Here is a 25851-nt window from a genome sequence, read left to right as displayed (position 1 = left end):
ACGTCGATGGCGCGCTATGGATCCCCGCCTGCGCGGGGACGACGCACCCATAAAAAATGCGCCCCTCGAGGCGCATTTTTTATTTGCATGGAACGCCTTAGCGCCCCACAGCAGCCAATTAGTTCTTGGCAGCGGCTTTATGCACGTCAGCAGTCGCTTCTGCTTTGACTTCCGTCGTTTTCGCGCTGGCTTTTGCTTTATCGGCAGCAGCGTCGACTTGGGTCTTGATCAGGTTTTTGTCAGCGTTGATGGCTTTCTTTTCAGCGCTGTGGTTAGCATCGGCCATTTTGTCTTCTGCTTTGGCGGTGGCCTTGGCTTTGTCTTCCGGGTCAGCTTTGGCGATGCTTTCGTTGGCGTCCGCCGCTTTTTTTACCAGCTTTTCCTGGGCTTTGGCTTTGGTTTTGTCGTTCTTGGCTTGTGCCTTGGCGACTTTGTTGTCAGCGGAAGCGTCTGCTTTGACTTCTTTCATCTCGGCCTTGGTGACAGCTTTCTCAGCTTTCGCTTCTGCTTTCACAACAGCCGGGGTAGCGGTGGTCGTGGTGGTCACTGGCGTTTGAGCGACAGCAGCGGTGGCGAGCATGGCGCCGATCAGGGTAGCGAGTAATTTATTCATGATGTATGTCCTCTAAAGTAAATGTAGATTCAGTGCGGTCGTTCCGCTCTTTTTATTCTGCAACAGTTTCAGAATAAACATTTCCCAATAGGCAGTCTGTTCGACAGCGAACATAGTAATGACTTGTTGCAATTATCACATTTTGTAACCCGCGTATAAATCGATGATGTCCGTGATGCCGTCCTGGCAGACCGGGCAAAACTGCTCGCTGCGGTCGAACATGAGGCATTGCATGGCGGGCCGGTAATATCCCTTGGCTTCGTAGTTCGCGCCTTCGAAGGCGCCGATGGCATTGCGCTGGGGCGCCCTGGCGAACAAGGCTTTCGTATGGGCCAGGTCTTCCTCGAACAGCGCATTCATCTCCGCCTCGGGCCGGTTGGCGGCGCGCAGGGCGGCACGGCGCTTCTGGTAGGCGCGCGAGTATGCTTCGTAGTCGTCCTTCGGCCATGCGGTCGGCAGCGGCGTGCCGGCTTGTACGTGGCGGCGCCACTTCAGTTGCGCCGGGTCGCGCAGCGCTGTCACGTTCGGCTCCCACGGCTCCATCCGCGCCTCGCTCGACTGGTAGGCCACGGGCGAGGTGTAGTACTCGTCGGCCAGGCCGGCGAAGTGATGGCCGAACTCATGCACGAACAGGTAATTCGACCACGCATTGCCGGCCGCCGCGGTGCTGAACTGACCGAAGATGCCGCCCCCGCCGTAGGTGTCGTTGTTGACCAGGATTTCGATGAATTCATAAGGCGCGTACTGGGCCAGGTCGCGCAGCGCGCGGTTGTCCAGCGTCAGCACATATCGCTCGCTGCCAAAGATGTCGTAGCGCGTGCCCAGCGCCGACGCGTGGTGCACGCCGGTCGAGGGGCGCGACACACCCGACTCCTGGGTCGGCACCGCCATCGCCCACACATTAAAGTCGTTGGCGCGTTCCTTGAACGGCGAGACGTCGAACAAGTGCGCGGCCAGGCGGCGGGCATCCGCTTCGAATTTTTTCAGTTCAAGCGCCGTGTAGCCGTCGCCGAGAATCAGCAGGTCGACCTTGTCGGGCGAGGCGCCGCTGACTTTGATGGGGATGGGTTTCACGGGCGCCGGCGGCAGCTTGCGGATCACGTCCGGCGCGTCGGTATCGACATCGACGCTCCACGCGACCGAGAACAGCTGGCGCTCATCGCGTTTCAAAATGCGTACCTTGACCGGCCGGTCCGGCTTCGGGAAACGCACCGATTCATGAAAGCTCCGGCTCATTTTGAGCGCTTCTTCGGTGCTGCGCCACTCGCCGAAGATGGTGGAGAAATCGCGCGCATACAGCAAGTCGCCCGTCTTCGCATCGCTCACTTCGACCCGGTTCTGGCCGCGGTTGCTGTCGTCGAAGTTGCGGGCGCTGTTGCCGGGCCACGGCAGCGGCTCGATCAGCACCCGTTCCAGCGCGTACTGGTCGGACAGGGCATTGCCGGCGTGGGTGTAGTCGACGCGGACGGTGGCCGGTTGCGGCGCGGCGCTGGCCAGCGAGGCGGTCAGGGCGACGGCAGAGAAAAGCGCGTGGAAAGTTGGCATGGCAGCTGGAAGAGGGACAATCCGGCGATTGTACCCTCCGGCACCACGCCTACTTGTACTGGTACAGCGGCCGGCGAATGGTGATGGGCCGGATATCGAGCCGCATATTGTAGACCGAGTAATTATCGGTAATGGCCGACTGGTAGCCGACGCTGTCGGCCGTGCGGGTCAGGCGGAACTCGAAGCCGAGGTCGGGCTGCACGCTGTTCGGGCTGCCGAGCGTGATGCCGATGGCGTCGGGCTGGTCGCTGTCGATGAGCTTGCCCATCAGATCGACCACGGTGCTGTTGCTCAGGATATCGGCAGAGAACAGCGGTTCGCGGTAGTACGGCTTGTTGCGGTCGAGCGGCCCCTCGAGTTTTTCCAGCGCGGGCAGGAAGCTGCGCGTGGTGATGTTGAATTTGTCGCCGTCGTCCAGGTAGCTGACCTTGACGTTGCTGACGTTGAACGCGCCCTCTTTCGACGACGCCTGCGCCAGGTCGAGCAGCAGCGCGCCCTTGTAGCCGACTACTTCGACGTCGCGGTTGGGGCTGACGATCATGGCGGTATTTTCGTCGATGCCCAGGCCCAGTTTATAGCCCTTCTTGAGCATGGCCGGCAGCATGCGCGCGAAGCGGCCGCGTACCAGCAGGTGCTGGTCGACGAATACGTCGTCGCCAATGAAGCCGAGGCCTTCGGTGATTTCCTGGCCTTCGGCCACGCCCAGTTTCAGCGTGGCCAGCACCGTGCGCGGCTCGCCGAACATGGTGCTGCTCATGATGGCCGCGCCGGCCGAGGAACCGGCGATGACGCCGCCGCGCCGGTACATATCCCACAAGGCGTCGAGCACCAGGGTGTTGCTGCCGTCGGGGTGGCGCAGCGCGCGCGTGATGCGGGCCTGGTCGCCGCCGGCAAAATAGGCGCCGCCGGCCGTGCGCACGGATTCGGCCACGGCCGGATCGTCGGCGGCGATTTTATAGTCGACGGTGGTCATGCGCACCGCGACCGGGACCAGGAAGGCATTCGCGCCGAAACCCTTCAAGGTGTCGACATTGCTCTGGCCAATGCGCTCGGGATTCGACGCGGCCGATGCAAAAACGGCAATGCGCGCCCCCTTGCCACCGGCCAGCTGCACGACGCGGTTCCAGATAGCGTTGTTGTCGTCGCGGGCATTCCCGCCGATGATGACCAGCGAACCGCGTACGTCCGCATCCCTGGCAGGCATCTGCGCTGCTGTGGCATTGTTTGTAATAAACGGCGTGGAACCAAGCGCCAGCGCCAGCGCAACCTGCACAGCAGAACGAAAAAACATACGCCTTCCTCTCTAACCCCAGCTAAGTAGACGCACGGGAAACGCCACCATGGTAAGCCTGATTGCGGTTCCTTGTCGCCATGTTGAGCCGAGTCACGATAAATAGAGGTTAGGAAAGTATTTTTCCATGAGCAATTCCGGCCGGCTGGGTGCGGTGAAGCCAAAGCGGCGGTAGAGGTCATGCGCATCAAAGGTGGCCAGCGTGAACCGGCGCAGCCGCTGCAAGCTGGGATGGTCGACGACGGCCTGGATCAATTGCTTGCTGTAACCGCGCCCCCGGTACGCCGGCAACACGAACACGTCGACCAGGTTGGCGAAGGTGGCGTAATCGCTGATCACGCGCGCGAACCCGATCTGGGTGCCGTCGAGGTAGGCACCGAAGCACAGCGAGTTGTCGATAGAGCGCTCGACCACGTCGCGGCCGATGCCCACCGCCCAACTCGATTCTTCGCTGAGATACCGATAAATCATCGGGATATCCAGCCGTGCGAGGTCGGTACTGATCTGCAAGGGCGATGCGGATTTTTCCATGGGAGCTTGGTAGTCAAATAAGCCCTATTCTATTCAGAATTCGGCGCCGCGTGTGCCCTTCTCGTTGGCCAGCCGCAGCGCCCCCCGGGTCAATCGGTGGCGGCCACAGGGCCGGTTTATAATCGCTGCATATTTTTGATGCCGCACTCTCACTGGACCCCACCATGAACGAACAATTCTCCAAAAAAGCCGAAGCCTGGTCGGCGCGTTTTTCCGAACCGGTCTCCGACCTCGTAAAGCGCTACACCGCGTCGGTGTTCTTCGACAAACGGCTGGCGGCCTTCGACATTCAGGGTTCGCTGGCGCACGCCGAGATGCTCGCGGCACAAGGTATCATCAGCGCAGGCGACCGCGCCGAGATCGAGCGCGGCATGGCGCAAATCAGCGCAGAAATTGACGCCGGCAGTTTTGCGTGGCTGCTGGACCTGGAAGACGTCCACCTGAATATCGAAAAGCGCCTGACCGAACTGGTGGGCGACGCCGGCAAGCGCCTGCACACGGGCCGCTCGCGCAACGACCAGGTGGCCACCGACATCCGCCTGTACGTGCGCGCCGCGATCGACGACATCGTCATCCTGCTGAACGGCCTGCGCAGCGCGCTGACGGATTTGGCCGAGCGCCACTACGACACCATCATGCCCGGCTTCACCCACCTGCAAGTGGCCCAGCCGATCACCTTCGGCCACCACATGCTGGCCTATGTCGAAATGTTCGGGCGCGATGTCGAGCGCATGCAGGACGCACGCAAGCGCGTGAACCGCCTGCCGCTGGGCGCCGCAGCGCTGGCCGGCACCACCTTTCCGATCGATCGCCTGCGCGTGGCCAAGACGCTGGGCTTCGACGACGTGTGCCACAACTCGCTCGACGCCGTCTCGGACCGCGATTTCGCCATCGAGTTCAGCGCCGCAGCTGCCTTGATCATGATGCACGTGTCGCGTATGAGCGAAGAACTGGTGATGTGGATCAGCCCGCGCATCGGTTTCATCGACATTGCCGACCGCTTCTGCACCGGCTCGTCGATCATGCCGCAAAAGAAAAATCCGGATGTGCCGGAACTGGCGCGTGGCAAAACCGGCCGCGTCTACGGCCACCTGATGGGCCTGTTGACCCTGATGAAAGGCCAGCCGCTGGCCTACAACAAGGACAACCAGGAAGACAAGGAACCGCTGTTCGACACCATCGACACCGTCACCGACACGCTGCGCATCTTCGCCGACATGGCCGGCGGCATCACCGTCAAGCCGGAGAATATGCGCGCTGCGGCCCTGCAGGGCTACGCCACGGCGACCGATCTGGCCGATTACCTGGTCAAGAAAGGCTTGCCATTTCGCGACGCCCACGAAGCCGTGGCGCATGCCGTGCGCGCCTGCGACGATGCGAAGTGCGACCTGTCCGAGATGTCGCTGGCACGCCTGCAGGAATTCTCCCCGCTGATCGGCGACGACGTGTTTGCCGTGCTGACGCTGGAAGGCTCCGTCGCCGCGCGCGACCACGTCGGCGGCACCGCGCCGAACCAGGTGAAACAAGCGATTGCACGCGTGCGCGGCCAGCTGGCCTGAACAGAACCACGGTCGTAAGAATGTCTTCCCTTCCATTGGTCGGGCTGACTCCCGGCGAAAGCCGGGACCCATACTGAGCTTGCCATGCCCAGCTACCAGCACACTTCTACGGCTTTGGGCATCGCCCGCGCCGGCATGCACAACATCGAGCAAATGCAGCGCCTCGCCGAACAGGGCAAGGGGCTCTCTGCCAACATCACCCGACACGTCCACGACGCTTACGCGCGCAAGTGGGAACCCAGGAACGACACATGAGCATTGGCGGCACCACCATCGAACAGGCCCTGGCCTCCTTATCCGACATGACCGCGGGCGCCGTCGCCATCGGCAAAGAAGAGCATGTCGAGCGCATCGCGCGCGCGCAGACGTTCATGCGCACGCAGGGCATCGGCGCGATCTATGTCGGCGCCGGCACCAACCTGACGTATTTCACCGGCACCAAATGGCATCCGAGCGAACGCATGGTGGGCGCCATCATCCCGGCCACGGGCGCGGTCGAGTACATCGCCCCGGCATTCGAAGAAGGCTCGCTCCAGGACTTCATGGTGGTCGAGGGCGCCATCAACACCTGGCAGGAGCACGAAAGCCCGTACCAGCTGTTCGTCGCCACGCTGGTGCGCATGGGCCTGGACGGTGGGCGCATCGGCATCGACGAAAGCGCCCCGTTCTTTGTTGTCGACGGTATCAAGCCGCTGGCTGACGCCGCAGGTTTTAGGATTGAAAACGCGCGCGCGGTCACGGCGTACTGCCGCAGCCGCAAGTCGGCCGACGAACTCGCGCTGATGCAGCGCGCCAAGGACATGACGCTGGCCGTGCATATCGCCGCCGCCAGCATCCTGCGTGAAGGCATCACCACCATCGAAGTGGAAGCCTTCATCGACCAGGCCCACCGCAAGGTCGGGGCAACGGGCTCCTACTTTGTGATCGTGCTGTTTGGCGAGGCCACGGCGTATCCGCACGGGGTGAGCTATGTGCAAACGCTGAAAGCCGGCGACACGGTGCTGATCGACACCGGCTGCAAGCTGCACAACTACATCTCGGATATCACGCGCACCTACGTGTACGGCCCGATCAGCGCGCGCCAGCGCTCGGTATGGAACAGCGAGAAGGCGGCGCAGGCAGCCGCCTTCGCCGCGGCCCAGCTGGGCGTGCCCTGCGCGGACGTGGATGCCGCGGCGCGCCGCGCACTGGAGGCCGACGGTTTCGGCCCCGGCTACAAGCTGCCCGGTCTGCCGCACCGCACCGGCCACGGCATCGGCCTCGATATCCACGAGTGGCCGTATCTGGTCGGCAACGACAGCACGCCACTCGACGTCGGCATGTGCTTTTCGAATGAACCGATGATCTGCGTGCCGGGCGAATTCGGTATCCGCCTGGAAGACCATTTTTATATGACGGCCACCGGTCCGAAGTGGTTCACCGAGCCGTCGCACAGCATCGACGATCCATTTGGACTGACGCAGTAACTTACTGGTGAGTATGGCGAATATCCCGCATCAAGCCGTTCAATACGTCTACCAATGCATTGCTCGCCGCTGAGCGATAAGCCCCTTTGCGCCGGGCGTAAACCACCTGGCGCGACTGCATCGACGGCATCAGCGGAACGGCGCGCAGTTCTTGATGGACGGCAGATATCGGGGTCGGCAGTACCGTCCCCAACGTTCCTTGACGAACAATTTCAAGCAATGCGCCGACCGCGTTCACTTCGACTGCGACCTGTGCCACGATGCCGTGGCGCGCGCAGTAAGCATCGATATGCTGGCGCGTCGCAAACGACCTGTTGAGCAAAACCAGCGGTTCGGCAGCGAACGCTGCTGGTGGCAACGGGGCAGACCGGGCGGCGAGTCGATGACTGGCGCCAGCCACAAAGCCAAGCTTTTCTTCGTACAGCGGCGTGTAGTCGAGGTCCGTGCGTTGCAGCGGGCTAAAGACGATGCCGAGGTCAAGTTCGTCGTCGGTCAGCATCGCTTCAATCTCCTCTTGCGCAATTTCCAGAAAATTGACTGTGACCTCTGGATGCAGTGCATGGAACCGGGCTATCAGCGGACCCATCAAATACGGCGTCAGCGTCGGCGGCGCAGCGCAACGCAGCACACCACGGTGCAAGGTGCCAACCTCCTGAATCGCCCGGGCGCCGGCGTGAATATGCTGCAGGCCGAGTTTCGCGTGAACCATCCATGCCTCGCCGGCATCCGTGAGGCGCACGCTTTTTCCGCTTCTGTCGAACAGCTGGACACCCAGCAATGCTTCGAGCTGCTTGATTTGCTGCGAAAGTGCCGGTTGCGAAACATGCAGCGCAGTCGCTGCACGGGTGAAGTGCCGATGCTCTGCAACGGCAAGAAAATAGCGGATGTGACGCAACAGCATAGCGGTCCTGACGATTCGTTTTACTTATCAATATCATCGCATATGCGTCTTCGACGTTATGGCTCTAAGTTGCTATATTGCTTGTACCGGTCACAGTCCATTTTCGCTTCATCGCCAGCACACTGCATATCAGTGTTTTACCAGGAGATTTTTATGTCGTTATCTGCATCAGCCCGTCCCCCACTTCCACCATTCACCCGGACCAGCGCGATCGAAAAAGTGCGGCTCGCCGAGGACGGCTGGAACAGCCGTGACGCCGCGCGGGTGGCATTGGCATACACCCTCGACACAAGCTGGCGTAACCGTACTGAATTTGTCCACAGTCGCGCGGAGGCACAGGCTTTTCTCGAACGCAAATGGCGCAAGGAACTCGACTACCGCCTGATCAAGGAACTGTGGGCGTTCGAAGGCAATCGGATTGCCGTGCGCTATGCGTATGAATGGCACGACGATGCGGGGAACTGGTTTCGCTCGTATGGCAACGAGAATTGGGAATTTGCAGAGGACGGCCTGATGCAACGTCGTTTTGCCTGCATCAACGATATGCCCATCGCCGAGTCTGACCGCAAATATCACTGGCCGTTGGGGCGCCGTCCCGATGACCATCCTGGCCTTACCGAGATGGGCTTGTAAAGCGAGGTCTGCCTGCTGGCGTGCGGTCTGCTATGTCCCCAACCCGCGCCGTAGCACGGCGACCGCCTGTTCACTTTTTCAGGAAAGATTTCATTTTGTCGTCTTTTGCGCGCTGGTATCGTGACTTCCTTCCCGCCCCGATGCAGATCCGTCCACGTGAACAATTGCGCAGCAGCTTAGGCGCTTTGATCGGCCTCCTTTTTACTGCGGCGATTGCCTACTTTTTCATTGGGCCAAGCGAGACCCTGCCATTGCTGGCAGCGCCAATGGGCGCGTCTGCCGTGCTGTTGTTCGGCGTACCGGCCAGTCCTCTAGCGCAACCATGGGCACTAATCGGTGGCAATCTGATCGGCGCCGTGGCTGGTGTCAGCTGCGCCTGCTTGATTGCAATGCCGCTCCTGGCGGCAGCAGTCGCCGTGGCGCTAACAGTACTGCTGATGTTTTGGTTCCGGTGCGTGCATCCACCATCCGGGGCCGTGGCGATCACGGCGGTGCTGGGAGGCAGCACGATTCATGCGCTCGGCTATGCCTTCGTGCTGTTCCCGGTCGGTATCAATTCGCTTGCCTTGCTTGCCGCTGCCATCGTTTACCATCGGCTCACGGGTCATCGCTACCCGCACCGTGCGAGTACCAAGATGCCTGTGTTTGACCATGAAGCGACAGAGATGTTTACGCGTGCGGATCTTGACGCGGTATTGCGCAGGCGTAGCGAGATGCTTGATGTCGATGTCGCTGACCTGGAATGGATGCTGCAAGAAATAGCACGGGAAAGTCATCGACGGCGCGTGAAAATTCCCAAGCCATCCTGAGTCGAGCGGTCAATCAAAACGCCCGCGGGACGATTTCGGCCTATGGCAGTGGGCACTGGATTTCCAACGTGGCAAACTGCTATGCTGCCCTGAACGGCCGAGTTCGGCCAAACGCAGCCATTCAAGGCACCCACACAGGAACGGTCAAACTTATGGCTGCTAAATTCGTATCGGATCCCCCCCGTGCCAGGCTCTTGGTGGAGCTGCCTGCCGATCGCTATAGAATTCTCTCACCCGAAGTTCGAGTTCCGAGGATTGGCGACCTAGTGGTCCTAGACCAAGGGTTCACTAGTCCGGAGGGTCGTCCGATGGTCCTGGCACATTTCCCAACGCTCGGCGCCTGTCTGTACGAAGCCGAAGTCTATGAGTCGGAATTGAAAACAGATTTAATGCCGTGCTAACGCCGAGTGTGCGGTGACAAAGGATGAACTTCCGCTTTGGGTCGATTGCGGGCGGTCATGCCAGATGCGCTAGTTTTGCTCTGTCAAAATGCTATGCCACTCGGAACGGCTACTTAGGAATAAGTACGAGTGCATGAAGACCGATGACAACGCAATCTTGCCTGTTTCAAGAAGTAAGTTCTAGATGGACGTTCCGCCCAGCTAACATTCCCATCAACGCGCCAAGAACGGCGATGCCAGAGGCGATCAACAATGGCATTGTCCATCCGCCAAGCCAGTCGCGAAATGCACCCAAGATCATTGGCCCGGCAGCAGCCATCAGATAGCCGACGCACTGCGCCATACCTGAAAGTGCAGCGGCGTCCTTGGCGTTCGTCGTACGCAATCCGATAAACGCCAGGCACAGCATCATACTGGCACCGCATCCAAAGCCCAGCGCTATCGACCATAACAGGGCGAAAGAAGGCGCGTAGATCAACCCCACAAATGACACCGCAGACATCAGGCTGACGACCACTGCCGCAATTGTTTGGTCTTTCATACGGCGTATAACGGCTGCCAAAATCAACCCTGGCACAGCGGTCGCTAATTGCAACACACCATGCATCGATCCAGCTTGTGCCGCCGATATGCCCTGGTTCATCAGGATGGTCGGCAGCCAACCAATCGCAATATAAAAAGGCATTGCATTGAAGCCCATGAATAACGACACTTGCCACGCCAGGGGATTACGCCAAACCTGGACGCCGGTGCTTTGGCTGGCTCCAGCTTGAATAGACGTCCCATGTTTCTTCAATTGTGGCATCCATGCCAAAAGTGCGACCGCAGGAACGAGCACAAACATCGCGAGCGACACTTGCCATCCCCAATTGAGTGTCAGATGAATCACGACGGCGGAGCCGATCGCGCCAGCCAGGCCCATCGCGATCGAGTACGCAGCGGTCATGGATGCAACATTGGCTGAAAAATCCCGTTTTATCAGGCTTGGCAGCAGCACATTCCCTAACGCGATTCCGACACCGATCAGGACCGTCCCGGCATATAAGGTCCAAACCTGTCCGCTTGATCGAATGAGGCTACCAGCCGTGATGAGGAGCAGAGCGCCGAACAGCGTTCGCTCCAGTCCGAAAATGCGTGCGATCGATGCGCTCAATGGGGAAAATGCAGCAAACGCGAATAGCGGTAACGACGTCAGCAAGCCTATGGCACTGGTACTCAGAGCAAAGTCGCTCTGAATCCAGGAGGCTACCGGCGCCACACTAGTGAACGGTAAACGCAAGTTCACTGCAATAAGAAGTATGCCCGCAACCAGGGCGACGGCGGCCCAATTTTTTTTATTAGTTATCATGCTGTCGATCTTTAATAGTGAAACATCGACTTTAGCGAAAATTAGCTTCGCTTAATATAGATGGAATGACATAAAATACCTAAATTATGCCAACTCTCCCATTATTGCTCAGGTCACCCGAGGATTTCGACTCGGATATGTTCGAGCAGTCTGCCATCGCCCTGCAGGTGGAAACACAGAAAGACGATGCAGAGCATCTGGCACACCGCCATCGAAAGGGGCAGTTAATCCTGTCCTTGCATGGTGCCGTCACATGTGAGGTGGCAGAAGCGTTATGGCTGGTGCCGCCGCAGCATGCGGTTTGGATACCCGGCATGACTGCCCATCGGTGCCGCGCGACGGTGAACGCCCTGCTCTTTTTTCTGTTCATTGAGCCAGGTGTGGCCGTGATGCCGGACCGATGCTGCACGGTAGCCATTTCACCGTTGGTGAGAGAAATGATCCGGTATCTGGCAGCGAAAGACCACACGTCATCGTCAGATAGCGCAACGGAGAAGTTAGTTGCGCTACTACTCGAACATTTATCTGACGCGCCTATTGAAGAATTGCATTTCCCCATATCCGGCCACCCGAAAATCAAGCGAATATCCGATACGCTGATTGCAGATCCAGGTGATCGCACGACGCTTCGTCAGTGGGCAGATCGACTCGCTACCAGCGAGAGGTCGTTAGCACGCCTGGTTGAGAATTCAACAGGGTTGACGTTTGGAAGGTGGCGTCAGCAGCTGCATTTGATGATCGCCTTGAGCCAATTGGCAGAGGGACAGCCTGTGCAGACGGTTGCGGGAAATTTAGGCTATGACTCCGTCAATGCGTTTATCACAATGTTTAAAAAAGCGTTATGTAAATCACCAACGCAATATTTCTCGTCACTTTCGAAATTAACATAGTGGTAGCTATCGTTTGATCGTGTGGTAATGACCCTGCTGATGTTTTGGTTCCGGTGCGTGCATCCACCATCCGGTGCCGTGGCGATCACGGCGGTGCTGGGAGGCAGCACGGTTCATGCGCTCGGCTATGCCTTCGTGCTGTTCCCGGTCGGTATCAATTCGCTTGCCTTGCTTGCCGCTGCCATCGTTTACCATCGGCTCACTGGTCATCGCTACCCTCACCATGCGAGTACCAAGACGCCTCCGCTTGACCATGAAGCGACAGAGATGTTTACGCGTGCGGATCTTGACGCGGTATTGCGCAGGCGTAGCGAGATACTTGATGTCGATGCCGCTGACCTGGAATGGATGCTGAAAGAAATAGCACGGGAAAGTCATCGACGGCGCGTGAAAAGTCCCAATCCATCTTGAGGCGGACGGTCAATCGAAACGCCCGCGGGACGATTTCGGCCGGTGGCAGTGGTCACTGGATTTTCAACGTGGCAACCTGCTATGCTGTCCTGAACGGCCGGGTTCGGACCTAAAGCAGTCTCTTTGTTGGACTGGCCATCGTTCGGCCTTCAAGGACGCGCTGCCTTCTCGCGCTCGTTCCTCAGCTGTTCATAGACTTCATCGGTACGCTTGACACATTGCCGATAGTCCCCGCTATCGGTATAGCGCGCACACTCTTGTCGGTCGGAGCGGTAGGTGGATTGAGTTGTTTGCTTGGAAAACTGATCGAAGGACTGCATACGCACGCTGCCGCAGCCGACCAGCAGTGCCGCCAGCGACAGGGTGAAGATAGTGTTGCTTTGGATAAGAGAGAAAGTCATCGTAATACCGTTCGTATGTCAATGTTATGGTTGGTGGTCGGGAGCGCCCACTTTGCAGCGGCGCTCGGCTATCAATCCGAAATTTGTGGCCTCCCTTGACCGATAGCGGAAGTTGCTTGAGACGATAGTACGGGACAGGGACGCTTCAACCTGACATTAGGCAACGCTTCAAATGGCGTCAGTATAGGCGCGCTTTGCGCATTTACTGACGACCTTACGGTCGGGCCTATGACTTCAATCTGACAGACCACCCCTTAACCCGGTTTTACGTTCCGTTGCACCCCCCCCCCAGATCAACCCTGCCTGAACAACACGCCGCTTCCCAGCGGTGTGAAGCCATCGTCGCTTAAATTGACTACTCGGTCAAGACGGTAGTGACCGGACGATTACTCTTGTGGAACAGGACTGTTACTTGAACGAGCATGGGCCAGCTATCTCTGGTATGCCATCGGCTTATGTCAGCGACCGCCTGATTTCCGGGCAAAATCGGTCTTTCGCGTCCGCGATATTCACATTAATTTCATTCAGCAATTTCCAGTCCTCTGCTGCTTGGGCTAAACTGCCTGCTTTACAGGTACCGCTCCTTCTGGTTGCCCACGCCACTCGGTACAAGTGGTCGATGAGCAAGTAAAGAGGAATCTATGAACTCGGTTGTCATTGCCTGGGTGGTTTTGGGCGCAAGTGTCATTTCAGAAGTCGCGGGTACGGTGGCGCTCAGGCAATCCGTTGGTTTCACCAAGGTCGGCCCAGCGCTTCTGGCAGGATTGTTCTACGCTGTTGCGGTCTGGCTGATGGCGATTGCCATGCGCCAGTTGGAAATGGGAGTCACTTATGCGGTTTGGGCCGCCAGTGGTACCGTTATCACAGCGCTGGTTGGTATCGCCATCTACAACGAGCACGCTTCGCTTCAAAAGTTCGTTGGCATTCTTCTGGTTCTGATCGGCGTCTTCGTTCTCAGCATCCAGAGAGATCACGACATCTAACCGTCGCATAGAGGGGCTCGCCCCGGCAAGCGGGGGCGAGCTTCCCATGTCAAAGATCAGGTGGTTCTGGTCCTGTTTGTCATTGCGTCAGTGACTGGATGTTTACGAAGATCAGGATACCGCTTACCGCTGAATGACAATTACTCGCTGCGGGCAGAAATCAGGTTCGCGTTGATCCACGATGCCACGTCCATAACCGGAAGGGCGCGATGGCTATTGAACGTGCCACTCTTATCCCAAGCAACACCTCGTCCTTGAGCAAAGACTGCACGATACTTGCGCATCATATTGTGCGGGTCGCGGGCCAACTCGCCCAGCAAATATTCCTCGCTCCATTCCGAACGGCGGAAGGGATGGCCAAGCGCCGCTTGCAGCTTGTCGGCGACCTCCCCATAGGTCACGGTATCACCGGCAAGATACACGATCTGGTTGCTTATACGGGGTTGAGCGAACACGATCTCGGCAGTCAGCGCGCCGATATCATCCGGCGTCGTCAGCGTCACCGCGGTGTCGAGGCTACCAAGGGCGTGCACTGCGTTTTCTTTCAGATCGACGACGCCGAATTCTGGCTCAAACAGGTAGCTCATGAACATGCCGGTCGAGATGATGACCCACTCAGTCTGATGCTGGCCACGCAGCAACTCGCGCACGTCCAACTGTGCGTCGAAGATGTCCTGCGGACTGCCGCGACCGATGACGTCAAAATCGACGCCGAACTGCCATGGGAAGTACCTCGGGATGCGCGCCTGCAGGGCGGCCCGCGCCAATTTCATTGGCGTGTCGATGCCGGCCGCGTAGCCCGCGCACCAGATGACTGTGTCATATTGCCCGAATACTGCGGCGAGCTCATCGATGGAGCTCTTCACAAGATCGCCGATGACGATCTCGATTCCAAGAGCCCGGATCTCGGCGATAGCCTGTTGCTTTCCTGGCGAACTGGACACAACGGCGCTTTCGCGCAGCAGCACGCTGATCTTCACACCGTCGATCTTCTTCGCGCATTGCGCAAGACTGCGCAGCACCGGCAGGCCGAGTTCCCCGGCACCGAGCACGAGAATATGTTGAGACATAGCGTCAGGATCTGCCTGGTTCATCGTTAGCGGCACCAGCAGTTGGCGGACTTGGTCGGACATGGTCGATTCTCCAGTAGGTTTGATACCTGCACTGTAGCGGGTGCGGCGACGCAGAAAAAGTAGGTCCGGAGGTTTTCATCATGCAGAAAATGCGAACAATGTTGGGATATAGTGCCGCTTTCTCTATCGCTGTCAGGACAACAAATGGATCGCGTACAAGCAATGCAGGTATTTCTTCGCGTGGTCGAAAGCAGGAGTTTTGTACGCGCAGCAGAGACCCTGGGCTTACCGGCCTCATCAGTCACAGGCATCATCAAACGACTCGAAAAGCATTTGCGGATACGCCTGCTGAACCGGTCCACCAGAAACCTCAGCTTGACACCGGAAGGAGAGCGGTACTTCTACCGCTGCCGCGAGATACTCGAACTGATAGACGACACGGAATCGAGCCTGCACGGCTCTGCCGAGCGTCCGCAAGGACGGCTGCGCGTGGATATGCCGGGGGGCATTGCGCATGCCTTGATCCTGCCGCAGTTGGCGCATTTCCAGCGGCGCTACCCCGATATCTACCTGATGATCGGTGTAAATGATCGTCAGGTAGACTTGATCCAGGAAGGCGTCGATTGCGTCATCCGCACTGGCAGTCTCCATAACTCGACGCTGGTCGCGCGCAGTTTGGGGGAATTGCGCTGGGTCACCTGCGCGGCGCCGTCCTATTTGGACGAAAAGGGTATGCCGAAGGGGCTGGAGGATTTGCAACGACATCGGGCGGTTCACTACTTTTCCAGCACGACGCGGCGGGGAAGTGAGCTGCATTTTGTCGAGGACGGAGATAGCGTCACTGTTCAGGTTCCTGGCACGGTAGCAGTTAACGAGACTGGGCTGTACATCAAGCTGGGCCTCGACGGACGCGGCCTGATGCAGTTGGCTGAGATTCTCGTGGCGGACCAATTGCGAACCGGAGAATTGGTCGAGGTGCTGGCCGACAGGCGGCCTGTACCTGTTCGGGTATCACTGCTCTACCCCCATCACCGCTTTCTCTCTCCGGCGATGCGGGCGTTCGCCGATTGGACGTCCGAGCTGTTCGCCAATGTCCACTCAGGGTAGTTTTCTGCCTTTGGCCATCGACTTCACCAGTGGATCGTTAGCGTTGACCAAGGAAATCTTCACCTTGGAACTGTATCGCATTGGGAGTGACCCGAGGTTCGCTTCGGGTCGAAATCTGCCTGTCGCGGCTGTTTCGAATCAGCATCACAGCTATTCCCAGCGGCCCGGAACCTGAGCGCGTATTCGAGCTCAGGTCCGTCAAACCGACATTCTGGAACTTTCTGCCGACTTAAAGTTCGGTAGTGTAGCTTTGCCGAAACTGCCTGCGTAACGATCATCTGCGTCCCCGGCGAATTCGGCATCCGCCTCGAGAACGATTTTTATCTGGCGGCCACCGGTCCCGTTTACTTCAGCGTGACAAACACCGGATTCGAATAAAACCACAGGCTGGCGTAGTTACGTTCATTGATGGCGTTGAAACGCGCGCTGTTGTCAGTGGTGCCGGTGCGCTGGTCGGCCAGCGGTTCGCCGCCCTGGGTCAGGCCGGCGACGTCCACGCCCAGATTGGTACCGCGCAGGCGGTAGTACTGGTTTTTGGCGGCCGTGGTTTCATAGGTCACGCTGTAGTAGCCGTTGGCGTCGATGGTCCAGTCGGCGCTGGTGAAACGCTTGACCACGCGGGTGCTGGCGTTGGTGGCCACGCTGTAGGCGGCACTGCCCGGCGCGGCCTTGGCGCCGACATCGCCCGCAATCAGGTCGATGTGATCGACCATCACGCGGCTGTCGGCGTTGACGCCGCTGTCGACCGGCTTTTCGTTGTTGTTCCTGGCCGGACTCTTAAAGCGGATCGTGATCGTCACCTTGTCGCCACTGGCCACCTTCAATTCGCCACCCATCTCCTTGCGGTCATCCTTGCTGGCCAGGTTGAAGTCCAGCGCATGGATCAAGTCGCCGTAGACCGAAAACATTTTTCCGGAGCGCAGGCCTGCCAGCAGGTCTTTGGCGAGCGGTGTGCCCTGGGCGCCGTTGAACACGTAGTTTTTTGCGTACTCGCCTGGAAAATAGCCACTGCTGTTGGCGCCGACGATCTTGAAGTGCGTATCCGAGTCGGTCAGGTTCCAGATGCGCCGGCCCTCGCCCAGCAAGGCATCCCAGACGCCGCCGACCTTGGCGACCACGTAGTCAACGCCGCCGTAGACGCGCAGCGCAGCGTTTTCAGGCGTGTAGGCGGCGGTGTAACCGCCACGGTCAGGTTCCATCTGGTTGCCGACCATGCCTTCAATTGCGAACATGATGTTTGGCGCCGTGTCGTTGAAGCGGCGGAAATCGTCGACCGTGTAGCTGCCCTTGTTGCGGGATGGGTGATTGATGACGGCGTAGCTGGTGTCGGGGTAGTTCTCCTTCAGCCAGCTGATCGCCTTGACCGCATCGTCGGCGGTGCTGTTGTAGCGCGTGGCGCCATATTTTGCTTTCCACGCCGTGACGTCGGCCGCGTCGAACAGGGCCGGATCGCGGGTCGTAAACAGGTATTCGAATTCCTTCAAGCCCTTGGTGCTGGTAACCAGTTTGTCGCTGCCTTCGAACAAGCCGATGCCGATATGGTCGTGGGTCGGCATGTCCCATTCGACGCCCGAGAAAATCAGTTTGTTGGCGTAGGTACCGGCCGCCTGCAATGCCTGCAGGCGCGGAATCTGATAGCGCTCGATGCCAATCGACGCTGGCAGCGACGCCGCCAGCGTGACGCCTTTTTCATCGCGCGTGGACACGCGCAGGTGATCCGAGACCGCCATCCAGTCCAGGCCATACGCCGTGAAGGATTTTCCCAGCACCTTCTCGAGCGTCTGGCTGACGTCGGTGTCGGCCGACTGCGTGGTGTGGGTGTGCAGGTCGCCGGCGAGCCAGCGGCCGCTTGGTAACGCCGGCACCGTGGAGACCGGCGCCGTTGGCACCGTGACCACCGGGGCCGGGTCGCTGCTGCCTGGCGTGGGCGTCGCAGCGACAGGCGCATCGTCGCCGCCGCCACACGCCACAGCCGTAAATACGAGGGCGATCGCGGCAGGAATGAGGGCGTGGCGTGGGAGCAAACGTTGACTGCGCAGCATGGAAGATCCTGGAATGAAGAACGGGAGCCGCACATTAACAATTTTATGTTACATGCATATTACCCGCAGACACTCAGGCTGCGCCAGAACCCGATTACACCGACGCCCGCTTCTGCACCAGCGTCAAAATGTCATAACTGGCCACCAGTTCGTCATGCTGGTTGGTCACCTGCACATCCCACGCCACCACGCCTTGCCCCACGCCCTTCTCGTCGGTCCTGTTGCGGTCGACCTTGCGCTTGCAGGTCAGGCGCGCGCGGATCGTGTCGCCGATCGCCACCGGCGTGATAAAGCGCAGATTATCGAGCCCGTAATTGGCCAGCACCGGCCCCGGCGCCGGCGACACGAACAGCCCCGCCGCCGCCGACAGCACGAAGTAACCGTGCGCGATGCGCTTGCCGAACTGCGAATCCTTCGCGGCGATCTCGTCGAAGTGCATGTAAAAATAGTCGCCCGAGATGCCGCCGAAGTTGACGATGTCGGCTTCACTGACGGTACGGCGGTGCGTCAGCAGCGAGTCGCCCATCTGCAGCTCTTCAAAGTATTTGCGGAACGGGTGCACCACGCCTTCCGTCACTGCGGCCCCGCGCACGTACTCTCCCGTGACGGCAGCGAGCATGGTCGGCGAACCCTGCACCGCCGCGCGCTGGAGAAAATGTTTTACGGCGCGGATGCCGCCCAGTTCTTCGCCGCCGCCGGCGCGGCCCGGCCCGCCGTGTTTCAGTTGCGGCAGCGGCGCGCCGTGGCCGGTGGAGTCGACCGCCGCCTCGCGCTCGAGGATGTGCACGCGGCCATGCTGGGCCGCTGCGGCAGGCACCACGCGGGCCGCTATGTCCGGACTTTTTGTGACCAGGGTCGACACCAGGCTGCCCTTGCCACGCGCCGCCAGTGCCAGTGCTTCGTCGAGGTCGCGGTAAGTCATCAAGGTGCTGACCGGGCCGAAGGCTTCGACGTCGTGCACCGCGTCGTTGACCATCGCGTCCGTGCACAGCACCAGCGTGGGCGAAAAGAAGGCGCCGTCGGCTGCGCCTGCGCCAACCGGCGTGAATACCCCGTCACCAAACAGGATGTCGTTGCCACGCGCGAGCAGGCGTACGCGCTCGGTCACGTCGCGGTGCTGTTCCATCGATGCCAGCGCACCCATGCGCACACTGGCATGTTCAGGGTTGCCGACCACGACTTTCGCCAGCCGCTCCTGCAACTTCTGGCCCACGGCGTCGACCTGGTTTTCCGGCACGATGATGCGCCGGATCGCCGTGCACTTCTGGCCGGATTTGCCGGTCATTTCGCGCGCGACTTCCTTCACAAACAGGTCGAACTCCGGATCGTCGGGCGTGACGTCCGGCGCCAGGATGGCGCAATTGAGGGAATCTGCTTCGGCGGTAAAGGGCACCGATGCGCGGATCAGATTGACGTTGGCGCGCAGTTTGGCGGCGGTGTCAGCCGACCCGGTGAAGGTGACGGCGTCGAAACCGGTGAGGCGGTCGAGCAGGTCGCCGGTACTGCCGATGACCAGTTGCAGGGCGCCGTGCGGCAGCAGGCCCGATTCATGCATCATGCGCACCACCGCTTCGGTCAGATAGCTGGTGGCGGTGGCCGGCTTGCCGATGCACGGCATGGCCGCCAGAAAGCTCGGCGCGAATTTTTCGAGCAGGCCCCAGATGGGAAAGTTGAAGGCATTGATGTGCACCGCCAGGCCGCCGCGCGGCACCAGGATGTGGGTGCCGGCAAAGCCGCCGCGCTTGCCCAACGCAATGGCCGGGCCTTCGTGCAACACGTTCGACGACGGCAGCTCGCGGCTGCCCATGCTGGCATACGCGTACAGGGTGCCAATGCCGCCTTCGATGTCAACCCAGCTGTCGGGACGCGTGGCGCCGGTCAGGTGGGAGATGGCGTACAGTGCTTCTTTCCTCTCCATCAGGTAGGCCGCGATGGCTTTCAGGCGCTGGGCGCGCTGCTGGAAGTCGAGCGCCATCAGGGCAGGGACGCCGGTTTTGCGGGCGTAGCTGACGGCTTCGTCGAAGTCGATTTTCTCGGCGTGGGTGTGGTAAATCAGGCTGCTGTCGAGGGCGCTGTGCAGTGGCGTGTGGGCTTCAAGGCCGAGCCAGCGGCCGGCGATCAGGCTTTGTAATGTGGCGACGTTGCTCATGTAATCTCCGTGGTTAGCTACGTAACCCTCGCGAAGGCGGGGGCCCATGGCACGTCTGCGTGGCGATAACGCTGATCGAAGGTGCTATGGGTCCCCGCCCGCGCGGGAATGACGGTCTTTAAGCTGATTGTTATGGTTTGGGTTTGTGGCGGTTTTCGCCGAACACGATCCGCGGCCGGTCGGGTTCCACCTCCGTCAACGCCTCGACTTCCCGCATTGTCTCGAGCGAGCGCACCGTCAGTTCGTGATACTGCTGCGTCCCGAAGCTCTTCCAGCTGATCTCGGCATCGGTGAGCGCGCGCACCACTTTCGCCGGCATCCCCATCACCATGCTGCGCGGCGGTATGAGCATGCCCGCCTTTACAAAACTCATGGCTGCGACGATCGACTCCGCGCCAACCACGGCCTGGTCCATCACCACCGCATTCATGCCGACCATGGCGTTGCGGCCGACGCGGCAGCCGTGCAGCACGGCGCCATGCCCGATGTGGCCATCGACCTCGATCACGGTATCCCCCTCGGGAAAGCCGTGCATCACGCAAGTATCCTGCAGGTTCGCGCCGGCTTCCATGACGAGCCGCCCGAAGTCGCCGCGCAGCGATGCCAGCGGGCCGATGTAGCAGCGCGGGCCGACGATGACGTCGCCGATCAGCACCGCGCTCGGGTGCACATACGCACTGGGATGGACGACCGGACGCACGCCATTGATTTCGTAGACTTTCATGCTTTTGGCCGCTTATCGATGACGCGGCGCGCCTTGCCGGTCAGGCTGCGTTCGATGCCGAACGACGGCAGCAAGGTCACCGTCGTGGTCACGCCGACATAGGTTTTGATGCGATGTTCGAGGTCGCGCGCCAACGCCATGACGGTCTCGGTGGCCACGCCGGTTTCGCGCAATTCACCGACGATGCCGAGCGTATCGAGGTGGCCGTTGCGTTCAACCACCAGCTGGTAGTGCGGCGCCAGCGCCGGCGTCTTGAGAATCAGTTCTTCGATCTGACTGGGGAACACATTTACGCCGCGGATGATCAGCATGTCGTCCGAGCGCCCGTTGATGCGGCCCATGCGGCGCATCGTGCGCGAGGTCGGGGGCAACAAACTGGTCAAATCGCGGGTGCGGTAGCGGATGACCGGCAGCGCCTCTTTCGTGAGCGACGTGAACACCAGTTCCCCCTCCTCCCCGTCCGGCAGCACGTCTCCCGTGTCGGGGTCGACAATCTCCGGATAAAAATGGTCTTCCCAGATCACCGGGCCATCCTTGCTCTCGATGCATTCGCTGGCCACACCCGGCCCCATCACTTCGGACAGGCCGTAGATATCGACCGCGTCGATGCCAGCGCGCGACTCAATTTCGTCGCGCATGGCACCGCTCCACGGCTCGGCGCCGAACATGCCGACCTGCAGCGACGTGCTGGCCGGGTCGATGCCCTGGCGCGTGAATTCCTCGATCAGGTTCAGCATGTACGACGGCGTGACCATGATGATGGCCGGCTGAAAATCGCAGATCAGCTGCACCTGCTTTTCGGTCTGCCCGCCCGACATCGGGATCACCGTGCAACCGAGCTTCTCGGCGCCATAGTGCGCGCCCAGGCCGCCCGTGAACAGGCCGTAGCCGTAGGCGATGTGCACCATGTCGCCGGCACGGCCACCGGCGGCGCGGATCGAGCGCGCAACCACCTGTGCCCAGGTGTCGATGTCGCGCTGCGTGTAGCCGACCACCGTCGCCTTGCCGGTGGTGCCGGACGAGGCGTGGATGCGCACCACCTGTTCGCGCGGCACGGCAAACAGGCCGAACGGATAATTGTCGCGCAGCGTCTTCTTGTCGGTGAACGGGAACCTGGCCAGGTCGGCCAGCGATTTCAGGTCTTCCGGATGGACGCCGGCGGCGTCGAAACTGGCGCGGTAATGCGCCACGTTCTCGTAGGCGTGGCGCAGCGACCAGCGCAGGCGCGCCAGTTGCAGCGCCTGCAGCTCGTCGCGGCTCGCGCTTTCGATCGGGTCGAGTTCACCCGCTTGTGGCATGCGTTGGACCATGCTTACTCCTGATTCAGTTTGGCGACCAGTCCGGGTGCACCGTGCGATTTAGCGCGCAACATCGGCATGGAAGCGGGCCCCCGCGCTGTGGGTCAATGCGGCGGCTGCCAGTTTGCGGCGCAGCAGCGGCGACACGCGATAGCGGTCTTCGCCGTAGCTTGCCGCCATGTTCGACAACACCGCCACGATCTGATCGATGCCAACGCTGTCGGCCCAGGCCAGCGGCCCACGAGGGTAGTTCACACCATTCTGCATCGCGATATCCACCGCTTCGGCGCTGCACACGCCCTGGTTGACGGCGTCGGCCGCTTCGTTGGCCAGCATGGCGACCGTGCGCATCACGGCCATGCCGGGGACGTCGCCCAGGCGCGTGACGGCGAAACCGGCCGCCTGGAACAGGCCGACGGTGGCGTTGTACGCAGCCAGGCTGCACTGGTCAGCGCGCGCGAGCGCAATGCGCGTGACGCCCGCGTAGTCGAAGGCCAGGTCGAACAGCACCGTATTCGGGTGGTTGTTGGCGGCGGCGCGCTCGGTGGCGGTGCGTCCGTCGGTCAGGTAGATGGCGGCGCCGTCGCAGTGAAAGCCGGGCGCTTCATGCAGGGCGCCGGGCAGCGCCTCCCTGTGCTTGACCAGGTAGCCGGCGCTGGTCAAACGCGCTTCCAGTGCATCAGTGCTGGTGCGCGAAACGGCGGCTTGATAACTGATCGCCACCGATGCGGGACGCAGCTGTGCGCCTTCCTGCTGCAGCGGCGGATTGGTTGCGCCTTCGCCGTAGCGATAGAAACCGCGCCCGGATTTACGGCCCAAAAAGCCTGCGTTGACCATTTCCTGCTGCATCACCGACGGTGTGAAGCGCGGGTCGCCGAAACAGGCGTCGAACACGGAGCGAGTCACGGAAAAATTGACGTCGTGGCCGATCAGGTCCATCAGTTCGAAAGGCCCCATGCGAAAGCCGCCGCAGTCGCGCATCACTGCGTCCAGCGTGACGGGGTCGGCTGCCTGCTCGGACAACAGGCGCAGTGCTTCGGCATAGAACGGGCGCGCCACGCGGTTGACGATGAAGCCGGGCGTCGATTTCGCATGCACCGGATTCTTGCCCCAGGCGGCAGCGGTGGCGAACACGGTTTCGGCCACCAGTGGATCGGTAGCCAGGCCGCTGATCACTTCGACCAGCGCCATCAAGGGCACCGGATTGAAGAAGTGCATGCCGACCAGGCGTTCCGGGCGGCGCAAGGGCGCGCCGATGGCGGTGACCGAAATCGACGACGTGTTGGTGGCCATGATGCACTCCATCGAGACGATGCTTTCCAGCTCGATGAACAGCATGCGCTTGACTTCCAGGCTCTCGACGATCGCCTCGACGATCAGCGCGGCGTCGCTCACTTCATGCAGGTTGGCGACCGGTTCCAGGCGCGCGTGGGCGGCCTGCGCCTCGGCGTCTGTCATCCGGCCTTTTTCCACCAGCCGCGCATAGACCTTGCCAATCTCGGCGATCGCGGCCTGGGCGGCGCCGGGACGGGTGTCGAACAGGCGCACCACGTGGCCAGCAGCAGCCGCCACCTGGGCGATGCCGCTGCCCATCGCACCGCTGCCGATGACGCCGACCGTGCTGCCTTTTTCCAGGGATGCGCGCATCTTATTCTCCGGTGAAGTTGGGGGTGCGCTTGGCCAGAAAGGCGGCGACGCCCTCGCGATAATCGTGGCTGTTGCCCAGTTCGCGCATCATGGCGCCTTCCAGTTTCAACTGTTCCGGCAGCGTGTTGGCGTAGCTGGCCTGCAGCGCTTTCTTGGTGAAGGCCAGTCCTTTTGTTGGCGCGCTGGCGAAGTGGGTGGCCATCGCCAGCGCTTCGGTCATCAGCTCGGCGTCCGGCACGCAGCGCCAGATCAGGCCCCACTGCTCGGCCTTCGCGGCAGTGAGTTTTTCGCCCAGCATGGCCAGCCCGGTGGCGCGCGCCATACCGATCAGGCGCGGCAAGTGCCAGGTGCCACCGGTGTCCGGGATCAGGCCGAGGCGGCAGAAGGCTTCGACAAAACTGGCCGATTCGGCGGCGATCACAATGTCGCAGGCCAGCGCCAGGTTGGCGCCGGCGCCGGCGGCAACGCCATTCACGGCGCAGATGACGGGCATCGGCAAGTTGCGCAGCGTGAGGACCAGGGGCGCGTAAAACTGTTCGACGGAGTCGCCCAGGTCGACGGGTTTGGCGCCCGGTGCCACCGCGCGGTCGCTTAAATCCTGGCCGGCGCAAAAACCACGGCCAGCGCCGGTGAGCACCAGCACGCGCACGCTCCGGTCAGCTTGCAGCGCATCCAGGGCGGCGCGCACTTCGAGGTGCATGGCCTGGGTGAAGCTGTTGAGTTTTTCGGGGCGGTTCAGGGTGAGGATGGCGACGCCGTTGTTGACGTGGTATTGGATGGAATCGAAGTGCATGTGTTGTCTCCTTGCGTCGTTAGATTGGATGGTGCGACTTCGGTCATGGGTTATGGGTCCCGGCCTTCGCCGGTATGACGGTCTTAAAGCCTGCAGCCTCAAAACCGTCATCCCGGCGCAGGCCGGGACCCATACCACCTGGACTCAGTGATAGCGCTTTACTCAGCCTGATCAAAATCCACAATCACCTTGTCCGTCACCGGAAAACTCTGGCAACTCAGCACAAACCCGCGCGCGATTTCGTAGTCCTCCAGCGCGTAGTTCACATCCATCTCCACCTTCCCCTCAACAAGCTTGCAGCGGCACGTCGAACACACCCCGCCCTTGCACGAATAGCGCATGTCGATCCCCGCCCGCAGCCCCGCATCCAGGATCGATTCCTTGTCCCGGTCCATCGTAAAACGCGCGTGCGCGCCATCCATGATGACAGTCACTTCGGTCAACGCCGTCGCATCGAGTACCTGCGCGCGCGGCTTGTGCTGGTGCTTCGGGATGCTGGCCGCGAACAGTTCGATGCGGATCTGCTCCTTCGGCATGCCGGCCTGCTGCAGCGCGCTTGAGACCCCATGCATCATGTCTTCCGGCCCGCAGATAAAGGCGACGTCGATGTCATCAAGGTGCACCCAATGGCGCAAAAAATCGGCGCATTTTTCACCCGTGATGCGGCCATTGAACAGTTCGATATCCTGCTGCTCGCGACTCATCACGTACGCGATCTTCAGGCGTTCCATGAAGACGTCCTTCAGCTCCAACAACTCTTCGCGAAACAGCACGGTGGACGAGGCCCGGTTGCCGTAGAAAAGGGTAAACCGGCTCAAAGGCTCGGTGAGCAAGGTCGTCTTGATGATGGACAGGATCGGCGTGATGCCGCTGCCGGCCGCAAAGGCGAGGTAGTGGCGCGCGGCAGTGGCGTCGAGCGCCACGTTGAAGTGGCCCATGGGCGGCATCACGTCGAGCACCGCGCCGGCCTGCAAATGCTCGTTGGCCCAGCTGGAGAAAGCGCCGCCCGGTGTGCGCTTGATGGCCACGCGCAGCTGCCGGTCCTGCACGGCCGAACAGATCGAATACGAGCGGCGCACATCTTCGCCGTCGATCTGTGCACGCAGGGTCAGGTGCTGGCCCTGCTGGTAACGAAAGGTGTCGCACAGGGCGTCGGGCACGGCGAAGGTGACGGCGATCGCGTCGCGCGTTTCCTGTTTTACCTGCGCAACCGTCAAGGGATAAAATTTGCTCATG

Annotated in this window: 24 protein-coding genes; 9 read left to right on the top strand and 15 right to left on the bottom strand. The window is 60.7% G+C overall.

Annotated features, from left to right (window positions below):
• Positions 1-118: 118 nt before the first annotated feature.
• The 4 genes from V6M87_RS13835 to V6M87_RS13820 form a co-directional block, all read right to left on the bottom strand.
• Positions 119-613: a hypothetical protein gene (locus tag V6M87_RS13835; RefSeq protein WP_332877223.1), complete on the bottom strand. Its 495-nt coding sequence runs from the start codon at positions 611-613 to the stop codon at positions 119-121.
• A 135-nt stretch (positions 614-748) separates the two neighbouring features.
• Positions 749-2158, bottom strand: coding sequence for an IgA Peptidase M64 (locus V6M87_RS13830; protein WP_332877222.1), 1410 nt, complete (start codon positions 2156-2158; stop codon positions 749-751).
• Between the two features lie 49 nt (positions 2159-2207).
• On the bottom strand, positions 2208-3449 hold the full coding sequence (locus tag V6M87_RS13825; RefSeq protein WP_332877221.1) for a cyanophycinase: 1242 nt from the start codon (positions 3447-3449) through the stop codon (positions 2208-2210).
• Positions 3450-3542: 93 nt separating this feature from the next.
• Positions 3543-3980, bottom strand: coding sequence for a GNAT family N-acetyltransferase (locus V6M87_RS13820; protein WP_332877220.1), 438 nt, complete (start codon positions 3978-3980; stop codon positions 3543-3545).
• A gap of 164 nt (positions 3981-4144) precedes the next feature.
• On the opposite strand from V6M87_RS13820, the gene argH reads away from it, so the two are divergent.
• The 3 genes from argH to V6M87_RS13805 all read left to right on the top strand — a co-directional run bounded on the left by argH (position 4145) and on the right by V6M87_RS13805 (position 7005).
• Positions 4145-5539, top strand: a complete 1395-nt coding sequence (argH, locus tag V6M87_RS13815) for an argininosuccinate lyase (RefSeq protein ID WP_332877219.1) — start codon at positions 4145-4147, stop codon at positions 5537-5539.
• 84 nt (positions 5540-5623) lie between these two features.
• Entirely contained in the window at positions 5624-5794 is a 171-nt protein-coding gene (locus V6M87_RS13810; protein ID WP_332877218.1) for a hypothetical protein, read from the top strand.
• Positions 5791-7005 (top strand): M24 family metallopeptidase, encoded by a 1215-nt coding sequence (locus V6M87_RS13805; protein WP_332877217.1) that lies wholly within the window; start codon positions 5791-5793, stop codon positions 7003-7005. The genes V6M87_RS13810 and V6M87_RS13805 overlap by 4 nt, the downstream gene beginning before the upstream one ends.
• A 1-nt stretch (position 7006) precedes the next feature.
• Here V6M87_RS13805 and cynR read toward each other — a convergent pair whose 3' ends face one another.
• On the bottom strand, positions 7007-7906 hold the full coding sequence (cynR, locus tag V6M87_RS13800; RefSeq protein WP_332877216.1) for a transcriptional regulator CynR: 900 nt from the start codon (positions 7904-7906) through the stop codon (positions 7007-7009).
• Between the two features lie 153 nt (positions 7907-8059).
• On the opposite strand from cynR, the gene V6M87_RS13795 reads away from it, so the two are divergent.
• Together V6M87_RS13795 and V6M87_RS13790 are read left to right on the top strand one after the other, a co-directional pair.
• The gene (locus tag V6M87_RS13795) at positions 8060-8539 is read left to right on the top strand and encodes a nuclear transport factor 2 family protein (protein ID WP_332877215.1); all 480 of its coding nucleotides are present in this window, start codon (positions 8060-8062) and stop codon (positions 8537-8539) included.
• A 32-nt stretch (positions 8540-8571) separates the two neighbouring features.
• On the top strand, positions 8572-9348 hold the full coding sequence (locus V6M87_RS13790) for an HPP family protein (RefSeq protein WP_332877214.1): 777 nt from the start codon (positions 8572-8574) through the stop codon (positions 9346-9348).
• 567 nt (positions 9349-9915) lie between these two features.
• On the opposite strand, the gene V6M87_RS13785 is transcribed toward V6M87_RS13790, so the two are convergent.
• Positions 9916-11097 (bottom strand): MFS transporter, encoded by a 1182-nt coding sequence (locus V6M87_RS13785; protein ID WP_332877213.1) that lies wholly within the window; start codon positions 11095-11097, stop codon positions 9916-9918.
• A gap of 137 nt (positions 11098-11234) precedes the next feature.
• Here V6M87_RS13785 and V6M87_RS13780 point away from each other — a divergent pair, with 137 nt between their 5' ends.
• Both V6M87_RS13780 and V6M87_RS13775 read left to right on the top strand, forming a co-directional pair.
• A complete protein-coding gene (locus V6M87_RS13780) occupies positions 11235-11987 on the top strand; it encodes an AraC family transcriptional regulator (RefSeq protein WP_332877212.1) in 753 nt (250 codons plus the stop codon).
• A 27-nt stretch (positions 11988-12014) separates the two neighbouring features.
• Positions 12015-12398: an HPP family protein gene (locus tag V6M87_RS13775; protein ID WP_332877211.1), complete on the top strand. Its 384-nt coding sequence runs from the start codon at positions 12015-12017 to the stop codon at positions 12396-12398.
• Positions 12399-12547: 149 nt separating this feature from the next.
• Here V6M87_RS13775 and V6M87_RS13770 read toward each other — a convergent pair whose 3' ends face one another.
• Positions 12548-12799, bottom strand: coding sequence for a hypothetical protein (locus V6M87_RS13770; RefSeq protein WP_332877210.1), 252 nt, complete (start codon positions 12797-12799; stop codon positions 12548-12550).
• Between the two features lie 641 nt (positions 12800-13440).
• Between V6M87_RS13770 and V6M87_RS13765 the strand changes: the two genes are divergently transcribed.
• Positions 13441-13782 carry a DMT family transporter gene (locus tag V6M87_RS13765; protein ID WP_332877209.1) on the top strand — a complete coding sequence of 114 codons (342 nt, stop codon included), beginning with the start codon at positions 13441-13443 and terminating at the stop codon, positions 13780-13782.
• 140 nt (positions 13783-13922) lie between these two features.
• Here V6M87_RS13765 and V6M87_RS13760 read toward each other — a convergent pair whose 3' ends face one another.
• Complete coding sequence (locus V6M87_RS13760) at positions 13923-14876, bottom strand: aromatic alcohol reductase (RefSeq protein WP_332877335.1); 954 nt, start codon at positions 14874-14876, stop codon at positions 13923-13925.
• A gap of 183 nt (positions 14877-15059) precedes the next feature.
• Between V6M87_RS13760 and V6M87_RS13755 the strand changes: the two genes are divergently transcribed.
• Positions 15060-15962 carry a LysR family transcriptional regulator gene (locus V6M87_RS13755; RefSeq protein ID WP_332877208.1) on the top strand — a complete coding sequence of 301 codons (903 nt, stop codon included), beginning with the start codon at positions 15060-15062 and terminating at the stop codon, positions 15960-15962.
• A gap of 344 nt (positions 15963-16306) precedes the next feature.
• On the opposite strand, the gene V6M87_RS13750 is transcribed toward V6M87_RS13755, so the two are convergent.
• The 7 genes from V6M87_RS13750 to paaE all read right to left on the bottom strand — a co-directional run bounded on the left by V6M87_RS13750 (position 16307) and on the right by paaE (position 25850).
• Positions 16307-18004, bottom strand: a complete 1698-nt coding sequence (locus tag V6M87_RS13750) for an S-layer protein (RefSeq protein WP_332877207.1) — start codon at positions 18002-18004, stop codon at positions 16307-16309.
• Between the two features lie 94 nt (positions 18005-18098).
• Complete coding sequence (gene paaZ / locus V6M87_RS13745; protein ID WP_332877206.1) at positions 18099-20153, bottom strand: phenylacetic acid degradation bifunctional protein PaaZ; 2055 nt, start codon at positions 20151-20153, stop codon at positions 18099-18101.
• Positions 20154-20283: 130 nt separating this feature from the next.
• Positions 20284-20877 (bottom strand): phenylacetic acid degradation protein PaaY, encoded by a 594-nt coding sequence (gene paaY / locus V6M87_RS13740; protein ID WP_332877205.1) that lies wholly within the window; start codon positions 20875-20877, stop codon positions 20284-20286.
• Positions 20874-22187, bottom strand: a complete 1314-nt coding sequence (paaK, locus tag V6M87_RS13735; protein ID WP_332877204.1) for a phenylacetate--CoA ligase PaaK — start codon at positions 22185-22187, stop codon at positions 20874-20876. Before paaK ends, paaY begins: the two co-directional genes overlap by 4 nt.
• A gap of 48 nt (positions 22188-22235) precedes the next feature.
• Positions 22236-23822 (bottom strand): 3-hydroxyacyl-CoA dehydrogenase PaaH, encoded by a 1587-nt coding sequence (gene paaH, locus V6M87_RS13730; protein ID WP_332877203.1) that lies wholly within the window; start codon positions 23820-23822, stop codon positions 22236-22238.
• Between the two features lies 1 nt (position 23823).
• Complete coding sequence (paaG, locus tag V6M87_RS13725) at positions 23824-24615, bottom strand: 2-(1,2-epoxy-1,2-dihydrophenyl)acetyl-CoA isomerase PaaG (RefSeq protein WP_332877202.1); 792 nt, start codon at positions 24613-24615, stop codon at positions 23824-23826.
• Between the two features lie 158 nt (positions 24616-24773).
• Entirely contained in the window at positions 24774-25850 is a 1077-nt protein-coding gene (gene paaE / locus V6M87_RS13720; RefSeq protein ID WP_332877201.1) for a 1,2-phenylacetyl-CoA epoxidase subunit PaaE, read from the bottom strand.
• Between the last annotated feature and the right edge of the window lies 1 nt (position 25851).

It is taken from the genome of Massilia sp. S19_KUP03_FR1, assembly GCF_036688685.1.
Taxonomy (GTDB): domain Bacteria; phylum Pseudomonadota; class Gammaproteobacteria; order Burkholderiales; family Burkholderiaceae_D; genus JALYUM01.
This window is presented reverse-complemented; position numbering and strand designations above follow the sequence as displayed.

Coding starts and splice junctions, on each gene's coding strand:
- V6M87_RS13835 (WP_332877223.1), bottom strand. CDS start 613: ATGAATAAATTACTCGCTACCCTGATCGGCGCCATGCTCGCCACCGCT.
- V6M87_RS13830 (WP_332877222.1), bottom strand. CDS start 2,158: ATGCCAACTTTCCACGCGCTTTTCTCTGCCGTCGCCCTGACCGCCTCG.
- V6M87_RS13825 (WP_332877221.1), bottom strand. CDS start 3,449: ATGTTTTTTCGTTCTGCTGTGCAGGTTGCGCTGGCGCTGGCGCTTGGT.
- V6M87_RS13820 (WP_332877220.1), bottom strand. CDS start 3,980: ATGGAAAAATCCGCATCGCCCTTGCAGATCAGTACCGACCTCGCACGG.
- argH (WP_332877219.1), top strand. CDS start 4,145: ATGAACGAACAATTCTCCAAAAAAGCCGAAGCCTGGTCGGCGCGTTTT.
- V6M87_RS13810 (WP_332877218.1), top strand. CDS start 5,624: ATGCCCAGCTACCAGCACACTTCTACGGCTTTGGGCATCGCCCGCGCC.
- V6M87_RS13805 (WP_332877217.1), top strand. CDS start 5,791: ATGAGCATTGGCGGCACCACCATCGAACAGGCCCTGGCCTCCTTATCC.
- cynR (WP_332877216.1), bottom strand. CDS start 7,906: ATGCTGTTGCGTCACATCCGCTATTTTCTTGCCGTTGCAGAGCATCGG.
- V6M87_RS13795 (WP_332877215.1), top strand. CDS start 8,060: ATGTCGTTATCTGCATCAGCCCGTCCCCCACTTCCACCATTCACCCGG.
- V6M87_RS13790 (WP_332877214.1), top strand. CDS start 8,572: ATGTCCCCAACCCGCGCCGTAGCACGGCGACCGCCTGTTCACTTTTTC.
- V6M87_RS13785 (WP_332877213.1), bottom strand. CDS start 11,097: ATGATAACTAATAAAAAAAATTGGGCCGCCGTCGCCCTGGTTGCGGGC.
- V6M87_RS13780 (WP_332877212.1), top strand. CDS start 11,235: ATGTTCGAGCAGTCTGCCATCGCCCTGCAGGTGGAAACACAGAAAGAC.
- V6M87_RS13775 (WP_332877211.1), top strand. CDS start 12,015: ATGACCCTGCTGATGTTTTGGTTCCGGTGCGTGCATCCACCATCCGGT.
- V6M87_RS13770 (WP_332877210.1), bottom strand. CDS start 12,799: ATGACTTTCTCTCTTATCCAAAGCAACACTATCTTCACCCTGTCGCTG.
- V6M87_RS13765 (WP_332877209.1), top strand. CDS start 13,441: ATGAACTCGGTTGTCATTGCCTGGGTGGTTTTGGGCGCAAGTGTCATT.
- V6M87_RS13760 (WP_332877335.1), bottom strand. CDS start 14,876: ATGAACCAGGCAGATCCTGACGCTATGTCTCAACATATTCTCGTGCTC.
- V6M87_RS13755 (WP_332877208.1), top strand. CDS start 15,060: ATGGATCGCGTACAAGCAATGCAGGTATTTCTTCGCGTGGTCGAAAGC.
- V6M87_RS13750 (WP_332877207.1), bottom strand. CDS start 18,004: ATGCTGCGCAGTCAACGTTTGCTCCCACGCCACGCCCTCATTCCTGCC.
- paaZ (WP_332877206.1), bottom strand. CDS start 20,153: ATGAGCAACGTCGCCACATTACAAAGCCTGATCGCCGGCCGCTGGCTC.
- paaY (WP_332877205.1), bottom strand. CDS start 20,877: ATGAAAGTCTACGAAATCAATGGCGTGCGTCCGGTCGTCCATCCCAGT.
- paaK (WP_332877204.1), bottom strand. CDS start 22,187: ATGGTCCAACGCATGCCACAAGCGGGTGAACTCGACCCGATCGAAAGC.
- paaH (WP_332877203.1), bottom strand. CDS start 23,822: ATGCGCGCATCCCTGGAAAAAGGCAGCACGGTCGGCGTCATCGGCAGC.
- paaG (WP_332877202.1), bottom strand. CDS start 24,615: ATGCACTTCGATTCCATCCAATACCACGTCAACAACGGCGTCGCCATC.
- paaE (WP_332877201.1), bottom strand. CDS start 25,850: ATGAGCAAATTTTATCCCTTGACGGTTGCGCAGGTAAAACAGGAAACG.